The sequence below is a fragment of the Antrihabitans auranticaus genome, from assembly GCF_016481275.1.
In the GTDB taxonomy this organism is placed as follows: Bacteria; Actinomycetota; Actinomycetes; order Mycobacteriales; family Mycobacteriaceae; genus Antrihabitans.
In genome coordinates, this window is the sequence record NZ_JAEMNW010000001.1 from 1488392 (window position 1) to 1504502 (window position 16111).

The 16111-nt window shown below is 63.0% G+C and carries 13 protein-coding genes and 2 pseudogenes; 10 read left to right on the forward strand and 5 right to left on the reverse strand.

The genetic code is table 11. From position 1 onward, the window contains the following. Nucleotides 1-82 precede the first annotated feature (82 nt). Nucleotides 83-742 carry a sigma-70 family RNA polymerase sigma factor gene (locus JGU72_RS06930; RefSeq protein ID WP_307828325.1) on the forward strand — a complete coding sequence of 220 codons (660 nt, stop codon included), beginning with the start codon at nucleotides 83-85 and terminating at the stop codon, nucleotides 740-742. A 1904-nt stretch (nucleotides 743-2646) separates the two neighbouring features. Here JGU72_RS06930 and JGU72_RS31395 read toward each other — a convergent pair. Continuing rightward, nucleotides 2647-2859 (reverse strand): DUF4436 family protein, encoded by a 213-nt coding sequence (locus tag JGU72_RS31395; protein ID WP_374101086.1) that lies wholly within the window; start codon nucleotides 2857-2859, stop codon nucleotides 2647-2649. 49 nt (nucleotides 2860-2908) lie between these two features. Beyond that, on the reverse strand, nucleotides 2909-3484 hold the full coding sequence (locus JGU72_RS06940; RefSeq protein ID WP_199682934.1) for a TetR/AcrR family transcriptional regulator: 576 nt from the start codon (nucleotides 3482-3484) through the stop codon (nucleotides 2909-2911). A 158-nt stretch (nucleotides 3485-3642) separates the two neighbouring features. Here JGU72_RS06940 and JGU72_RS06945 point away from each other — a divergent pair, with 158 nt between their 5' ends. After that, the gene (locus JGU72_RS06945; RefSeq protein WP_199682935.1) at nucleotides 3643-4305 is read left to right on the forward strand and encodes an MMPL family transporter; all 663 of its coding nucleotides are present in this window, start codon (nucleotides 3643-3645) and stop codon (nucleotides 4303-4305) included. A gap of 359 nt (nucleotides 4306-4664) precedes the next feature. Here the strand turns inward: JGU72_RS06945 and JGU72_RS30595 are convergent. Further along, a pseudogene (locus tag JGU72_RS30595) lies at nucleotides 4665-4819 on the reverse strand (alpha/beta hydrolase); the annotation flags it as partial. Between the two features lie 222 nt (nucleotides 4820-5041). On the opposite strand from JGU72_RS30595, the gene JGU72_RS06950 reads away from it, so the two are divergent. From JGU72_RS06950 to JGU72_RS06970, 5 genes and pseudogenes are all read left to right on the forward strand, one after another. After that, a complete protein-coding gene (locus JGU72_RS06950) occupies nucleotides 5042-6544 on the forward strand; it encodes a PEP-utilizing enzyme (RefSeq protein WP_199683264.1) in 1503 nt (500 codons plus the stop codon). A gap of 148 nt (nucleotides 6545-6692) precedes the next feature. Beyond that, nucleotides 6693-7589, forward strand: a complete 897-nt coding sequence (locus JGU72_RS06955) for a DUF7065 domain-containing protein (RefSeq protein ID WP_199682936.1) — start codon at nucleotides 6693-6695, stop codon at nucleotides 7587-7589. A 46-nt stretch (nucleotides 7590-7635) separates the two neighbouring features. Continuing rightward, on the forward strand, nucleotides 7636-8250 hold the full coding sequence (locus tag JGU72_RS06960) for a hypothetical protein (protein ID WP_199682937.1): 615 nt from the start codon (nucleotides 7636-7638) through the stop codon (nucleotides 8248-8250). Next, nucleotides 8247-9724 (forward strand): annotated as a pseudogene (locus JGU72_RS06965) (pyruvate, phosphate dikinase). Before JGU72_RS06960 ends, JGU72_RS06965 begins: the two are co-directional and overlap by 4 nt. Continuing rightward, the gene (locus JGU72_RS06970; RefSeq protein ID WP_199682938.1) at nucleotides 9721-11346 is read left to right on the forward strand and encodes a PEP-utilizing enzyme; all 1626 of its coding nucleotides are present in this window, start codon (nucleotides 9721-9723) and stop codon (nucleotides 11344-11346) included. Before JGU72_RS06965 ends, JGU72_RS06970 begins: the two are co-directional and overlap by 4 nt. A gap of 337 nt (nucleotides 11347-11683) precedes the next feature. Here the strand turns inward: JGU72_RS06970 and JGU72_RS06975 are convergent, their stop codons facing one another. Next, nucleotides 11684-11911 (reverse strand): hypothetical protein, encoded by a 228-nt coding sequence (locus tag JGU72_RS06975; RefSeq protein ID WP_199682939.1) that lies wholly within the window; start codon nucleotides 11909-11911, stop codon nucleotides 11684-11686. A 310-nt stretch (nucleotides 11912-12221) separates the two neighbouring features. After that, on the reverse strand, nucleotides 12222-12962 hold the full coding sequence (locus JGU72_RS06980) for a GntR family transcriptional regulator (RefSeq protein WP_199682940.1): 741 nt from the start codon (nucleotides 12960-12962) through the stop codon (nucleotides 12222-12224). A 267-nt stretch (nucleotides 12963-13229) separates the two neighbouring features. On the opposite strand from JGU72_RS06980, the gene JGU72_RS06985 reads away from it, so the two are divergent. The 3 genes from JGU72_RS06985 to JGU72_RS06995 are packed head-to-tail and all read left to right on the forward strand — an operon-like array spanning nucleotide 13230 to nucleotide 16102. Further along, nucleotides 13230-14303 carry an LLM class flavin-dependent oxidoreductase gene (locus tag JGU72_RS06985; protein ID WP_199682941.1) on the forward strand — a complete coding sequence of 358 codons (1074 nt, stop codon included), beginning with the start codon at nucleotides 13230-13232 and terminating at the stop codon, nucleotides 14301-14303. A 32-nt stretch (nucleotides 14304-14335) separates the two neighbouring features. Further along, entirely contained in the window at nucleotides 14336-14950 is a 615-nt protein-coding gene (locus tag JGU72_RS06990; RefSeq protein WP_199682942.1) for a cysteine hydrolase family protein, read from the forward strand. Between the two features lie 45 nt (nucleotides 14951-14995). Next, entirely contained in the window at nucleotides 14996-16102 is a 1107-nt protein-coding gene (locus JGU72_RS06995) for an alcohol dehydrogenase catalytic domain-containing protein (protein ID WP_199682943.1), read from the forward strand. Nucleotides 16103-16111 lie beyond the last annotated feature (9 nt).

Genomic DNA, 16111 nt, shown 5'->3' on the forward strand with positions numbered 1-16111 from the left:
AAGATTTGCGCCGAGGGGGTTCGGTTGCGTCCTTGGGCCAGTACCGTCGTCTGTACGGGTGCGGACGTCGGAGGCGACCTCTGTGCCCAACGAAAAGAAGGACTCGATCATGAGCCTGCAGGAGATGACTGCCGAGACCGGCCATCCCACAGTCGAAGACGTCTGGCGCCGATTCGGTGCGGAGTTGCGGTCGTTCGTGCATCGACGGATCAACGACCCGTTCCGAGCCGACGACATCGTTAGCGAGATTCTGATCCGGATTCACGAGAGTGTCGGCAACCTCGACGACCGGGAGCGACTGGCCGCCTGGGTCTTTCGCATTGCGCGCAATGCCATCACCGACGAGTACCGTCGTGTCGCACGCGTTCGTGAACAGCTCGATGCCGCACCCGGGGACCGACAACCCGACCACACCGACGCCAGTTGGGACAGCGAACCGGACGCTGTGATGACGGAACTCGCGGGATGCCTGCGACCGCTGTTGGAGCAACTGCCACCCACCTATCGCCGGGCATTGCAATTGACCGATCTCGACGGGAACGCCCAGGCCGACGCGGCGCGCCTGGAAGGCATCTCGGTGTCGGGAATGAAGTCGCGGGTCCAGCGCGGTCGCCAGCAACTCGCAGACGTCCTCCGCCGCTGTTGCACACTGACTCTCGACGCTCGCGGCCTACCGATGGACTACACGCGACCCGAGAGTTGCGGCTGCGCGGAATCGCCGGATCCGACGCACACCGCATAGCGGTTGCGTCCATTCACCGGACTGCTCGTCTCTACAGGAGCAAGCAAAACCGTTCCTACTGAGGAGAATTGCCATGAACGAGTCGAAGATTGCCGAGAACGTCACGCCGACCAACACGTGTTGCGCGCCGGCGAAGCAGCAAGTCTGCTGCGAGCCAAGCGAAAAATCGTCCTGCTGCAATGCGGAGAACGCCGCCGAGACCGGGAGCTGCGGGTGCACATAGACCCTTGGCGGGCAACCTGACGAGTCCGGCATGTGTCGTGACCCCGACTAGCAGTCGCCCGGCTCCACCCCCGACACGCGGTCGGATTCTCGACGGCTGCTGCTGGCTCTTCTCGGGTCCAGCAGCAGCGTCGCGCAGCGGCAGCAGGTCGACGATGCCGTGTCGGCACTCTGTAATTCCGCCTCGTCCGCGGGGGCGGTAGTGCTGGCGCACGCACACCCTCGTGCTCTACCCGAACTGCTGCGGCTGAGTCGAACTCCGCGGTGAGCAGTCGGCGAGTCCGGACGCGCCGACTTACGACGACGAACTCGACATGATCGCGGAATGCGCTGGATGCATTTGGCCTAGCGTCCGCCCGATGCATGAGTCTCGAGTTTGGCTTCATTCGAGCCGTTGGCAGAGGGGCAAAACCCGTTGTGGCCAGGGCCGGGATCGAACCGGCGACCTTCCGCTTTTCAGATGGAATGCATTGCGCCAAAACAGCATTCGTGCTGGTCATGTCGGATCGACTGTGTCGGATTGGAGGGCTCGGATCTCCTGGTCTGAGCCGTTGGCCCGATCCTGGCCCTATCGAACTGCACTCGTTGGGCGGAGTGCGACCGTCCGCTTGCCGCCGCAAAATGCATGGCCCGGGTCAGTCGAAATTGGAACTCCTGCAGCACGCGACCCGTAGCCCTGGCCCCGTATGGCACTATCACCCGAACACTGCCGCCGCGACCTCCCGGGCAACGATCTCTTATCGGCCGCCGCGACATCCTCGCGCGTTTGCTCCCGCAGCCGATGGTGCGCGACGGAAATTCGTATCAAGAGTGGCGACGCCGATGCGCCTGGCCGTCGGACGAGTCGCGGTTCTGCCACATCACATGCCACGACGACGTACCGGCGGCCGGCGTCTTCAGAATTCGTTCCGCCGCGCGATCGAGCAATACGTCCATCTGCTCGCGCAGCGCCTCCGCCGCATCCGCAACTTCGGTTCAGCGTTCTCCGATGGGCGTAGACATAGTTCGCACACGCGGAACATTATCGCCAATGTCCGACATGGATCCCAATGCGTCACAGTGACAAAACTTGAGGAACGGCCCGAAGGTGTTGCATCCGAACGCAATTAAGGTTCCGGTTATCAATCTTATGTCAAACTCTACGCCTGTGCATTGCGTACCATCAACTGCAACAACATTTTTCGGGATCAGCGAAGCCTTTGGTAACGTCACGCGGAGGCCGGATGGGTAGGCGATCCTGCTTGACGAACTGGCGAAATGCCTGGCCAGTTCATGAAGTTCGACAGCAATCCGTCTGGTCCAACGAGGCAGGCGGCTACGCCCGAATCGGCACTGATCAGGGATCATTGACCCGTGGCGCTCACTCGGCAGGCTGGATCACCACTGCCGTTGCTTGCGTAGCGCTCGGCGTATTCGTCCTCGCCGAGCCGATGCTCCAAAGTTCGTCATGCGAGCTTGGGCTGTTCCCCGACAACGGTGTTGATAACCGGTCCGAATGCAGCAGTTCTGTCCGCGAGCCCTCGAACGGCGCGAACGAGTAGTGCTGAGACACAACGACTTTCCAAACAACGCAGGTTGATAGCGGACGTCCCCGTAGAACTCGATCGACATTAGTCCACGCACACCGAACGTGTCGCCAAAGTTCGGCAGCAAGCGTTTCAGTAAGCTCGAGGTAGCAAGCCTCAACGGGTGGGTGGGTCTGAGCAGATCCCAGCCGAAACTGTCCAGCACGGTGCCTGCGATTCGCGGTGACGCCACCATGCCACGACGTACGTGGTCATTTTTGCGGCAACGAGGCCGATGAGCGCCCAGATCATCACCGTACGGTCGACCCGGCTGCCGGGTGGGCGGCGCCGGGAAGCGCGCTTCTCAGCTGGCTGTTGTCCAGCGGCCATATCAGGAATAACTCGGCGACGACTCCGGCGCGACACTGCGCTGGTTCGATTATGGAGGCAGCGGGCTCGCGTGGGCAGGATCGAGTCCGTCGAGCATCAAACTTAGATATCGCCGTTGAGTTGTTCGGTCGAGGTTCACGGCGGTAAACGCGGTCGTAACAAGTGCCAGCACATTCGTGACGTCGCGAGCGCCGATGTCACGGCGCAGATTACCGGCCGCCTGGGCTTGGTGGACTGCCCTCGCGAATGCGTCATAGTGGCGGTCGAGCAGCGTGTGCGTGAAGTCAGTGAGATTGTTCAGCGACGAGATTAGACCCTGCTGTCGCTGCAGCAGCTTTACAAGCCGCTCACACACATCGAGGAGCTCCGCACGCGGGGCAACGCTGTTCTCGAACTTCGCCAGCAACGGCTCGATGTCCGCGACGAATACGGCTTCATACACCGCCTCCGCGAGGGCCTGCCGGTTCGGGAAGTGCCTGTACAGCGTCGCAGGACCGACGCCCGCGCGACGCGCGATCTCGCTCAACGTGACTGACGCACCATGCTCGGAGAAGAGGTCCCGCGCGGCCACCACAATTCTGCTCGCACTGGCGTAGGCATCGACCCGCTGTTGTCGTTCGCTCACTGCTGTCGCCCTCCGCCTGTTGTGCCGTAGGTCACGATGTCGGCCACGGATGCACTGTCCCACTAATGATAGCGCACTCTCAAAACGAGAGTCTACTCTCGACCTGACATGCACCGCCGCGTGGCGCGACATGCAATCAACTTTGAGGAGGATCTGTAGTGAGTACATTCCTGTTCCGACTGAGCCGAGCCGCGTTCGACGAGTGGTGGTACTTCCTTGCCAGCTGGGTGATAGCCGTCACGCACATCGTCGGCATTCTGGTCGCCGTCCGTGCCCCGATCTTCGGCGACCTGCCTGACTTCGGGGCACCAGTACTAGTCCCCGCCGCGGTAATCCTCCTCGCCAGTTTCGTTTGGGTTATATCAGCGGGACTGCCCCCGACTGCCGCGTTCTCGGGCAGGGCAGTCGGTCTCGGTGTAGCAATCGCAATGTCGCTGATCCCGGAGATGCAGTCGACCACTGCCGTCGCGGCACTGATAATCGGTTTGGCGCTCGGCATCGACTACACGCTTCTCGTCCTCTTCCGCCAGCGGCGGCTTGTCCACGACGCCGGACTCGATCCCTCCGAAGCGGTAGGACGAGCCATCGGAGCGTCCTCCGGCGCAGTGTTCGTCGGAGGTGCCGCGGCCCTGATCGCTTTACTCGCGGTGTCCGTCGTCAGCCACAGCACACTCATGGCGACGGCGATCGCTGCAGGCGCTGTCGTCACGGCGATACTCGGCGCGTTTACGCTGCTACCCGCGTTGCTGGGTATGGTGGGCGGACGCCTCCACGCGCGACAAGAACCGGGGAAGCGTCCCGCAAACAGCGGGAACTTGTGAAACCTGTCGAACGCCTGTCGGTCAATCCTTTGCGATCCCCCTTGCGTGATCCAGCCGAGCAAGCGATCGGTTACCGCGGGAACGACAGATTGAGTGCGGCCGGGCATCCTGGTGTCCGTTCTCATTGATCCGATAGGCCCTGCGAGGCTGACCTGCGGTGCGACAGGTTGATTGAGACTGCGCGTCTCCTACCAGCAGCGCGACGTGAGCAACCGGCGATCCGGCAAGGCCGTCGCTCAATCAATCTGTCGGAACTGTGCGGATCCTCGGACGGTCCAGTGAGCCCCACGCCACGCTGGCCAGCGCAAACTCGCAAACGCGAGACGAGCCGTCCTGTGAGCCTGCACCCGACTGTGTCCCGGCGAGCCCTCGCTGGCGCCCCAATGTCGGTAGTCGAAGACGAATCCGGCAAAGCGGGCTGGGCGAACCGCGCGGCGTAGACGTCGAGTCTCAGTTCGCGGAACGCAGCGAAACCGTGGGCGAGCACGACGAATCGAGGGTTCACGGCGCCATCCCGCAACTACGTATCCATGTGCGTATTCGACCCGATTCGCCTTGGTTCCGGGACGGCCAGACTGAATCCATTAGGGCCACTACGCAGGAGAATCGGATGCCACCATTAGAGACAACGAGAGCGCAGACCGTCGTCGAGGACGAGCCCAACGCTCTGCACGCACTGTCTCCGGATGACGCGTCGTGGAGTTCGATCAACCTGGCCGAAGCAGTTCCCGGAGTGATGACGCCACTGTGCGCAAGCGCCTGGGTACCCGCAAGCGAAATTGGTCTTCGCATGCCCTTTCACGCGATGGGGGTTCTCGCGGGCAATCGCCGCCAGATTCCTGCCGATCCGGCCGAGCGCATCACGAACGCCTTCTACGGCCGCATGGCCGTACGGGTCGACTTCCTCTGCGAGATCGGCGACCTCATCCCCGGCCAGTCGGGCGAAGCGCTCTCGCGCGACTTCTTCGGCTTTGTCCCGCCCACATTCGTCAGCCGACCCTCTAATCGGAGGCTGCCCTTCATCGTGTGGCGATACCCGCGCACGCTCTTGCGCGCCGCCCGCGATATGGAGCGCCTCCGAGCCGAGACGAATGTCTGGTGGGCGGCGGCAATTGTCACGACCCCACGACTGACGATCGCGCAGGCGCAGCGACGCATCGGCGAAGGTATGGACCGGTTCGCACAGGCCCTCGGGCAGCAAGCCGTCATGGCGGCAGGCGCAATCCAGCCAGTCTTCGAGCAACTCTCCGCGATAGCTGTTATGGCAGGGGTCGACGCCTCAGTACTCCTGCGTGGGCATGGCGAGCACGAGGAAAGTGTCGTGCTCGCAGACATGTGGGACGTCTCGCGAAACCGATTGCCCCTGCACGAGTTTCTCGCACGACACGGCTACCACGGACCAGGTGAAGGTGAGCTCTCCGCGACCGCGTGGCGCGAGGATGCGACCCCGGTGGTTCGGTTGGTCGAGCAGTACCGAGCCATGGTCGACGCCAAAGCACCGTCGGCCGCCGACGCAGTACATGCCGCTGCCCGAGACGAAGCCGAAGCACGACTACTCGCCTCGACCGGGCTCGCCGGCCGAATCAAAGCACGCCTGATTTTGCGGCTGGCCCGTCGGTTCGTACCGTTGCGCGGCGTCGGCAAGGTTGCGTACTTGCAGAGCATCGACGTCATCCGGGCCGCGGCCCGTCACATCGGAGCCCAACTCGTCGCGCAGGATCGCCTCGACGATGCCGACGACACCTTCTATCTCACCCGGGACGAACTGACAGGTGACCTCACCGCGGATCTCAGGTCCCTCGTAGCGGATCGCCGCGAGCTCCGATTGCGCTATCAGGCCTACGACGTTGCGTCGTCGTGGACCGGACGACCTGTCGCGACACTGCGAGAGGGCGTCGACACGACCGGCGTAACGAGTCTGCTCGGTGTCGGCGCGTCTACTGGCACGGTCGTCGGTCGGGCCGTCGTGGTCCTCGATCCAGGCGAGGCCGAAATCGAGGACGGCGACATTCTCATTGCGCGCACCACTGATCCAGCTTGGGTGTCCCTGATGTTTCTGTCCCGGGCGCTCGTCGTCGACATCGGCGGAATGATGAGCCACGCGGCAGTCGTCGCCCGAGAACTCGCAATCCCCTGTGTGATGAACACCGGCAACGGGACGCAGGTAGTGCGCACCGGCGACACCATCCGCGTCGACGGAAGCACCGGCAACGTCGAGATTCTCGAGCGCGCGTCGTGATTGGAAAGTGCGCGATTGGAAAGTACGCGATTCGAAAGTACGTAGCGAAGTACGTGCCGCATCGGAACCGGACACTTGGCAACACACCGAAAGATGAAGCACGGCACCTCGTTTCCGCGGTGTCGAGACCAGGGGAAGGAACTTCGTGATGACCGTGACCACACCGACCGAGCAGCTCTGGGGCAGTCTGTCCGAGCCGATCCATGCCGACGCCGCAGGAGTCGGTGAGCCGGTGTGGAAGGACAACGCGTACCTCTCGTTCTGGGACGCCGACGCGCAAGTATTCGGCACGCTGCACGTTTCGACGTCACCCAACGCGCCGAGCGCTCGCAGGGCACGCTTCAGCGTGTCGCTTGCCGGCCGCATCGTCGAGATTGTCGAGCCGCTCGGCGAAGGCACATTCAGCAGTGACAGCATCCACTTCGGGCTCGACGGAAACGTCCGGGTGGACCATCCAACGGTGCAAGCCGAATTGGTCAACGCCCCGCTGTTCGTCGCCGCCGACTATGCGACGAACGCTCTCATTCCCGCACTGGTGCCCGGAAAGCCGCTGCAGCACTTCCAGCAGGCGTGCACGGTCGTCGGTATCGTGACGGTCGACGACACCACTGTCGCGACTGCCGGTCACGGAATGCGTGACCGCACTTGGGGTTTCCGCGACGAGGCCGCGCAATGGGCCGAGTATGCCGGGCTTATCGCGGTCGACGACTCGACCTTCATCACTGCGATGAAGTTTCTCGGCACAGACGGTACGCTCGCCGCAGACGGATTCGTCATCGACGGCGAACGCTCACTGTCCATCACCGGAATCACTTTCGCCCGCAACGCCGCTGCGCAGTATCTGTGGGCACGCCTCGAACTCGCCGACGGCACAACACGTCTGGTGACTTTGCGGTCTCGCCAGGCAGGCTTCTGGGTCCCGATGGGACCAGCTGAGACCGACGGTCCCGCCTTCGGGACCTACGACGACTTCATGTCCCTCGAGAGCGACGGCCGTATCGGCGGTGGCCTTTTCGAGCAGGGCATCGTCCATCGCGTCGCCTAGACACAACCGCCGAGACACAGCTACATCCCCGAAAGCCAGGTTGACCATGACACACGAACTTCGGATCCTGCAGGCAGCGCGCCTCAAAGGACGCCCAACCGAGTCCGCTCTCGCCGCTGCGGCAGGTATCGCTGAAGCCGACGTAACCGGCGTGGTGGAATCGCTGATCGAAGCCGGTTCGCTCGACCGTGCCGGGGCGCGGCTGAAGCTCACTGCGGACGGTCGCGCACAACTCGAAGGTCTGCTTGCCGCCGAGCGTGTGGCCGTGGACCGTGAGAAACTCACCCAGCGCTATCACGAATTCGACGCGATCAACTCCGCATTCAAGCAGCTCGTCACCGACTGGCAGCTTATCGACGGCACGCGCCCCAACGACCACAGCGACGCCGCATACGACGCGGGCATCATGACACGGCTCGGCGAGGTCCACCGCCAGTTTGCTCCGCTGCTCGAGCAGTTCGTTGCGCTGGCACCTCGACTCGCTCCGTACCCGGACCGTTTCGCGAATGCCCTCTCGAATGTTGCTGCAGGCGAATATAAATGGTTCGCATCGCCGCTCATCGACAGCTATCACACGGTGTGGTTCGAGCTGCATGAAGACCTGATCGGCCTGGCCGGTCTGTCGCGTCTCGAAGAAGCCGCAGCAGGAAGAGCCGAATGACTACCGCAATCGATCCCATCGTTGTCCTCGACGGATCCTCGTCGGGTGGTCGGCAGCTGCTTGGCGGAAAGGCGTGGAGCATCCAGCAAATGCTGGCGCTTGGGATACCCGTCCCGCCTGCATTCGTCATCACGACAGACGTGTGCCGCCACTTCCACGAGTCCGGAGGGGTTTTGCCGGACGACATCTGGCAGCGCGTTCCCGCCGCGATGGCGGGGCTCGAAAGGTATCCGGGCGAACGTTCGGCGCACCGGCACAGCCCCTGTTGGTATCGGTACGGTCAGGTGCCGCGACCAGCATGCCGGGGATGATGGACACCGTTCTCAATCTCGGATTCACCGACGACGTCGAAATCGCCCTCGCCAACGAAAGCGGCAATCCCGCTTATGCCGCAGACACCCGTCGGCGATTCAACGAACAGTTCGAGAAGGTGGTCGGCACTCCCCCGCCCGCCGATCCGTTGGAGCAACTGCGGCTCGCAGTCGTAGCGGTGTTCGGATCTTGGAAATCCAAGCGCGCGATCAGTTATCGCGAAAACCGCGGGCTATCCCATGACGGCGGCACCGCTGTCACCGTGCAGGCGATGGTCTTCGGCAACCTCAACGACCAGTCTGGTACCGGCGTTCTGTTCTCCCGCGATCCCCTGACCGGTGGGGCCGACGCATATGGAGAATGGCTGGCCGGCGGTCAGGGCGAGGATGTGGTTTCCGGTCGCGCCGACGCCCTTCCGCTCGACGCTCTCGGCGCTGCGATGCCGGCGGTCCACGCCGAACTACTGGCCGCGACGGCTCGGCTCGAGGCCGCTGGCCGGGATGTCCAGGACATCGAATTCACTGTCGAGAACGGCACGCTGTGGCTCCTGCAGTCACGCGCGGCAAAACGCTCGCCCGAAGCGGCAGTTCGACTCGCGGTGCTGATGCACCGCGAAGGCCTCATCACGAAAGCAGAGGCACTCGACCGCGTGGAGCCCGATCACGTTCGCGCGCTTCTGACTCCGCGCCTCGACACAGCCGCTGTCCGGACCGCTGAGGTCGTTGCGACAGGCAAACCGGCAAGTCCCGGTTTCGCCACCGGAATCGTGGTCACCGACGCCGACGAGCTTCTCGAACGCGCCGACAACGGCGATGCCGTCATTCTGGCCCGGCCGACCACCGACCCCGACGACGTCGCCGCAATGTCCGCCGCAGCGGCCGTGATCACCGAACTCGGTGGTTCGACGTCACACGCGGCGGTCGTCTGCCGCGAGATGGCGGTGCCCTGCGTCGTCGGTTGCGGCACAGGCACACTCGCGTCGCTCGCGGGTCAGACCGTCACCGTCGACGCAACCACGGGCGCGGTGTACATCGGCGAGCTGGGCATGGTCACCGCCAGCGCCGAAAACGACCCGGATCTGGCCCTCCTCACTTCGTGGGCGCGGGACGAACTTGACACCGAAGGCTCGCTCGCCGAGCTGCTGCAGAAGAGGCAACGATGAGCACCCGCTACGAAGTCGAGGAGACACTCGACAACGCGACAATCGATCCCGCGCTGACATGGACGACCGGCAATGTCGCGGAGGCATTTCCGGGCGTCTTCACAACGCTCGGTTTCACCTTCATCCACGAGCCGATGGAACTCGCGTTCCGGAAAATGTTCGTCAGCCTCGGTGTCTTTTCACCGAAGGAGATCTACGTCCCGGACCGCGTCGAAGACATGTTCTGGACGCTCTTCGCCGGACGCGCGGCGGCAAACATCGACAAGTTCCGAACGATTGCGAACGTCACCCCTGGCACGTCGGCAACTGCCGTTGAACAGCAGTTGTTCGGTTACGTTCGACCGGAGACCATCGACGCAAACACCACGCGGCGCTACCCCGTGATACTCGCCAAGGCACCGCAAGCTGTCGTTCGCCTGCCGAAACAGCACGATGCCGAGTTCGCCGAGCTGCGCAGGTGGCGCCTCGAACAGCTCGAAACCATCGGCTATCTCGACCACGCAGGGTGTGCCGCGTTGCTCGACGACGCCCGCAGTCGTTTCGAGAGCATCATGATCAAGCACCTCGTCGTCGCCTTCGTCAGCTCCGGCCTCGCCGACAGGCTCGCTGCGAAGCTCGCCGAACTCGGGCTCCCCGGGCTAGAGGCAAAGCTGCTGTCCGGCGTCGGTTCGGACGAAAACGAAGTCGCACATGATCTTTGGGCCCTCGCCCACGACGAGATCACATTGCGTGAGTTCTCAGATCGCCACGGTTACCACGGCACCAACGAGGGCCAGCTTTCCGGCGTTTCGTGGCGCGAGGATCCGACTCCGGTCCTCGCGCGGCGCACCGACTACCGCGCGATCGCGGCCGACAGTCCGCGTGCGCCGCGCAATCGGAGTGCTGAGCAAGAGCAGACGCGCCTGCGGGCACTGGCCGAACTGGAATCCTCGGTGCCCCAGCGCAAACGGGTCGGACTCGGACTCGTTGTCCGGCTTGCCGCCCGCTGGCTCGCACTACGGGAACAGGGCAAAGCCGGCTATTTGCTCACATTCGATGTCGCACGCGCGGCAATGCGCCGGCACGGCGCACTACTGGTCGCACAGAACGTGATCGATCAGGTCGACGACGTCTTCCATCTCTCGTACGACGAACTGCAACGAGGCGCCTCCGACGACCGTCACGCGGACGTCGAACGACGCCGCGCCGAGTACGACGAGCGGACGAGTTACCGTCTCCCGCAGGCGTGGACCGGATTGCCGACGCTCGCAAAGGCGGGCGAATCGAGCGCACCGAGCGTCGACGGCGTCGTGACCGGAGTTGCCGCCAGCGGCGGAATCGTCGAGGGGCGTGCACGCGTCGTTCGCGATCCATCGACGACCGAGCTCGACGACGGCGACATCCTGGTCTGCGAAACGACCGACCCGAGCTGGGTTTCGCTGTTTCTCGTCGCCGGCGGCGTCGTCACCGATCACGGCGGCATGCTCAGCCACGGACCGATCGTCGCGCGCGAACTCGGCATCCCGTGCGTGTGCGGTACCGAGAACGGTAGCTATCGCATTGTCGACGGCCAGCGCATCCGTCTCGACGGCAACACGGGAACCGTGACAGTCCTCAGCACAAACCCGAACCGCTCGGTGTAGGGGTACTACAAAATCTCGCCAACCAAAGAGTTGCTCCAGACGGGTCGATATCTGGTCCCGCGTCTGCGAGTTCCATCCGAAGGCCACCGCGAACGCGTTCCGGATAACGAGGTACTGCCTTGTCTGCCCGAAGTTGCACAGGGATCAGGTATTTGAGTTCACCGTAAAGAGCCTCGATGGCATGCGCACTCGCGGCAATTGCCCGACGGACGCGTAAAATTGATCGCGAAGTTCTTCGCTCGATGACGGCTCGGCGAGACTGCCGGACTTCGAACGCGCGAAAAACTCATGGCTGACGGCGATTTCGGTCCAAGTCACCCAAAACACTGGCGAATCATCACGGTGCCTCCCCCTGCGCGACGCGCCCGGCAGCGACCTCTGGCTGTCGGTGGGCGTCGCGGAGCTGCTGAAACTCTTTGGACAGCGCTTGCAGCTCCTCACCGGTGCTGGCCGCTTTCTTGTTGCGCTCGAACTCCTCCGACATGTCCTTGAAGGTCTCCTCCTCGTGGACCCATGCGCGCCGCAGCTTCTGCTCGTTGTTCTCTTTGATCGGTTCAGCCGCCATGACTAGAAAAGCCCCCTCGGTGCACCCAGTTTGTCCTGCATCGCGCTCGATGTTTCGTCAATAGAGCTAGCCGTCGTCGGTGAGTTCGGCTTCCAGTTCCTCGAGCGTCGGCAGACTCGATTCGACGAGGTCTTAGCCCGAACCTTCGAACATGGTCCGTGAGGATTAGCAGTTCCTCGACGGTGTGGCGCTCGAGAACAACGGTGATGGGACCATTGATTTTCATGGCGCGAACGGTGCACAGGCGGGGTGCAGACTAGCTGCACGCTGATCACCGACAAGTGCCGTCACAGGGGCCGTCGGAGATCCGTCAGAGTTCGACGCTGACACTTTCATCCCGAATCACGGAGATGGTGCCGACTATGTGTTGCTCCATGGCGCTGCGGGCTGCGTCTGCGTCTCGAGCACGTAGGGCGTCGGTGATCCGGTGGTGGTCGTGCTGGCGCTCCTCGAGCGCACTCGATAGTGGGTTGACGACGCCGGTGGTGTTGATCAGGAAGTCAGACAGGTCCCACATGCGTTGGCTAGTTTCGGCCATGATCCGGGAGTGCGCCATTTTGTGGATCGCGGCGTGAAATTCGCGGTTGTAGATGCGGTAGCCGTGGGCCCGCACGGCTGGGTCGTCGGACGTGAGCAGTCCGTCGACGCGGGCGGAGATCAAGTCGAGTTCGAGTAGTTGGTTTTCGGTGCGCCTGAGCGCGGCGACGCCGGCGATTGTGCCTTCGAAGCCTCCGAAGAGTGTGAAGAAGTCCTCGACTTCCTGGGTGCCGTAGCTGGCGACCTGACATCCGACCTGCGGAATGATTTCGACGAGTTTGTCGCTGGACAGGCGCCGAAGGGCGTCCATGACCGGCTGTTTGCTGACGCCGAATTCCTGTCGGACGGTCTCGACGACGATCTTTTCTCCGGCGTCGTACTTCCCTTCGAGTAACCGCGCTTTGAGGGTGTCGTATAGAGCAGCGGAAAGACGCGCACCGGAGAGGCGTGCGCCCGCGACCGCTGTGGCAGCGTCGCTCGTGGTAACCAGCGGCCACGGATTCGCGGCCGTCATCGAGTCGTCACCTTTCGCTGTCGACCAGTGTTCGCCATTCGGTCCCTCCCATTTTGCGACGCCCAACCTACTGGAATTCTAGCACTAGCATTCTAGTACTTGTGGTCTGAGTCACTGCAGGTTATGGTTGCCTAGCACGCTAGCATGCTACCGCTCTAGAAGTTGAGATCTCCCGCGCGGATGTTCTGGCAACGCCAACAACATCGCGATCGATATTGCCGCCGGTCGTCCGGCGACGCGACTCGCGGCGGTCTACGAGGAGAAACTATGGAATTCAGCATCGGAACGTGCGCCAAGATCGATCAGGTTCACATGGTCAAGCAGGCTGAAGATCTGGGCGTCACCCACTTCGGGGTGGGCGAAGGCCCCCTTCTGTTCAGCGATCCGTATCAGTTCCTCGCCCTTGCCGCGGCCCAGACGAGCACCATCAATCTGGGCACGATGGTCACCAATCCGCTGACCCGGATCGGGCCAGTGACGGCGAACTCGATGGCGACACTCAACGCACTCGCACCCGGACGAACGTTTCTGGGCATCGGAACAGCCAACAACGCGTTGAGGTCGATGGGTAATCGCCCAGCGAAGATCTCCGAACTGATGCACACAATCGAAGTCTCGCGTGAACTGATGGCCGGACGTCGTGTCGTGCACAAATGGCTGGGCCAGGAGCGCGAGGTCGAATTCCTCGACAAGGAAAGCGGATTCCTCAATGTCAAGGACTACATCCCGATCTGGGTCGCCGCCGGCGGTCCACGCGGACTGACCGAGGCCGTGAAATACGCCGACGCGATCGTCTACTGCCTCGGCCCCAACACCGACATGATCAAACTGATCCGCAACAAACTCGACAAAGCCGTCGCCGACGCCGGCCGCGCCCCAGGCTCAGTCAAGCTGGTATCGCTGTCCTGGTTCTACCAGCTCGAAAACGGCGAGACTTGGGAAGACGGAGTCACCAACGGATTCGGCTCCGGCCCCATCTCCTCCTGCATCACCAACTCCGGGTTGATGAACGACCACCGCGACCAACTCGGCGACCCGATCGTCGACGCGTCGATCATCGCCGCACAGCAGTACCTGGGCGACCCGACCGCACCGAATCAACCGCACTACCTCGACGTGTGGGCGAAGTATCTGCGCGGCCTCGACCCCAAGCACCGTCCGATCATCACCAAAGAACTCGTCGATTACTGGTGCCTCTACGGCTCCCCCGCCCAGCTGCAGGAAAAGGCAGCGCTGATGCGTGAGGCCGGCGTCGACGTTCTGCAGGTGTTCCTGTCCAATCCGTTCACCGCCCAGCGCGACATCGACAACATCGGCCACTCGATCATCGCCTACGCCTGACCCAAACCCACACCACTGCAAAGGAATACGCCATGGAACTCGATCCCCGCACCACCGCACTGATGGTCATCCACTGCCAGGGAGACGTCGTCGGTCCCGACGGCGCCTTCGCCGACTTCTTCTACCAGCAAGTAGTCGAACGCGACGTGATCGCCAAGATCGCAACGCTCGCAGACACATTCAGAAATGCCGGCGGAACAGTCGTCTACACCCGCGTCGCCTGGAAACCTGACTTCTCCGACCTCGAGGTCAACTCCCCCATCCTGGGCATCGTCCAACAGTCCGGCTGCCTCACGGACGGAAACCCGCTCACCGCGATCGTCGAACCCCTCACACCGCACGACGATGACGTCGTCATCGATCACCAACGGGTCGGCGGATTCGCCGGCAGCGGACTCGACGATGCGTTGCGCAGCAAGGGAATCACCAGCCTCGCCTTCGCCGGCGTCGCGACCAACTTCTCCGTCGAAGGAACCGCACGCGTCGCCAGCGACCTCGGCTATCACACCGTGATCGTCGCCGACGCCTGCGCCGCGGCCACACCCGCAGCGCACGAGGCCAGCATCGAATCGCTCGGGCTACTCGCCGACATTTCCACCATCGACGACGTCACCCGCGCTCTCACCGCGACTTCCGTCACCACCTAGCCCAAAGTGCCTGCGCAAAAACCATCCTCAAGGAGTTCTACGACAATGCAGTCCATGCTCGCTGCTCGCCTACACAACATCGACGAGCCCATGCGACTCGAGTACCTTCCAATCCCCCACCCCGGTGCCACCGACGTCGTCGTGCAGGTCAAGGCCTGCAACGTGGTCCCGAACCTGAAGAACGTGCTCGCCACCTACGCCGAATGGTTCCCCTACCTGCCATTGCCCAAGCTGCCGGCAGTGTTCGGACTCGACAGCGCCGGCGTGGTCACCGAAGTCGGCAACCAGGTCACCGATGTCCAGGTCGGCGACCGGGTCTATGTCAACCCCGGACTGTCCTGCGGGTCCTGCCGCGCCTGCAGGCAAGGGGCGGACCAGAATTGCGACAGCTACACCTTCATGGGTTACTTCGCGTTCGGCACCGGCGGCCAGAAACTCTTCGACGCCTACCCCTACGGCGGGCTCGGCGAGTATTTGACTGCACCCCAACGAAATCTGGTCAAACTGCCCGACTCGGTAACCTTCGAGCAAGGTGCACGATTCGGCTACCTCGGTACCGCGTTTTCGGCGCTGCGCAAGGCGGGCGCCGGTCCGGGAACGACGGTTCTGATCGACGGGATCTCCGGAACACTTGGCCTGGGCGCCTGCTTGATCGCGCTCAGCCTCGGTGTCACCCACATCTTCGGCACCGGACGAGACGACGCACTGCTCGCCGACGTCAAGGCGATCGCTCCCGATCGCATACACGTCAGGTCAACTCTCACCGGCGATCTGCGCGGCTGGGTGCGCGAACACAACGAGGGCGCAGGTGTCGACATCGTGATCGACGCCCTCGGCCCTGGGGCACCGGCCGAGTCGATGCTCGAAGCAATCTCCACGCTGCGGCGCGGCGGAATCGCTGTCGACATCGGCGGCATGATGGAGCGCCCGCAAATCGACATGTTCTCGATGATGTGCTCGCAGATCTCGCTGCTGGGCAGCCTGTGGTTCTCCACCGGAGAAGCCCAAGACATGGCCGACCTCGCCGGCGCTGGCGTCCTGGACCTGTCCGTCTTCGAGCACCACACCTTCGCGCTGGAAAAGATCAACGAAGCCCTCGACAGCCTGCCCGCACGACACGGCGGCTTCACCAACTTCATCAGCGTCCCGTAATCGACAAGC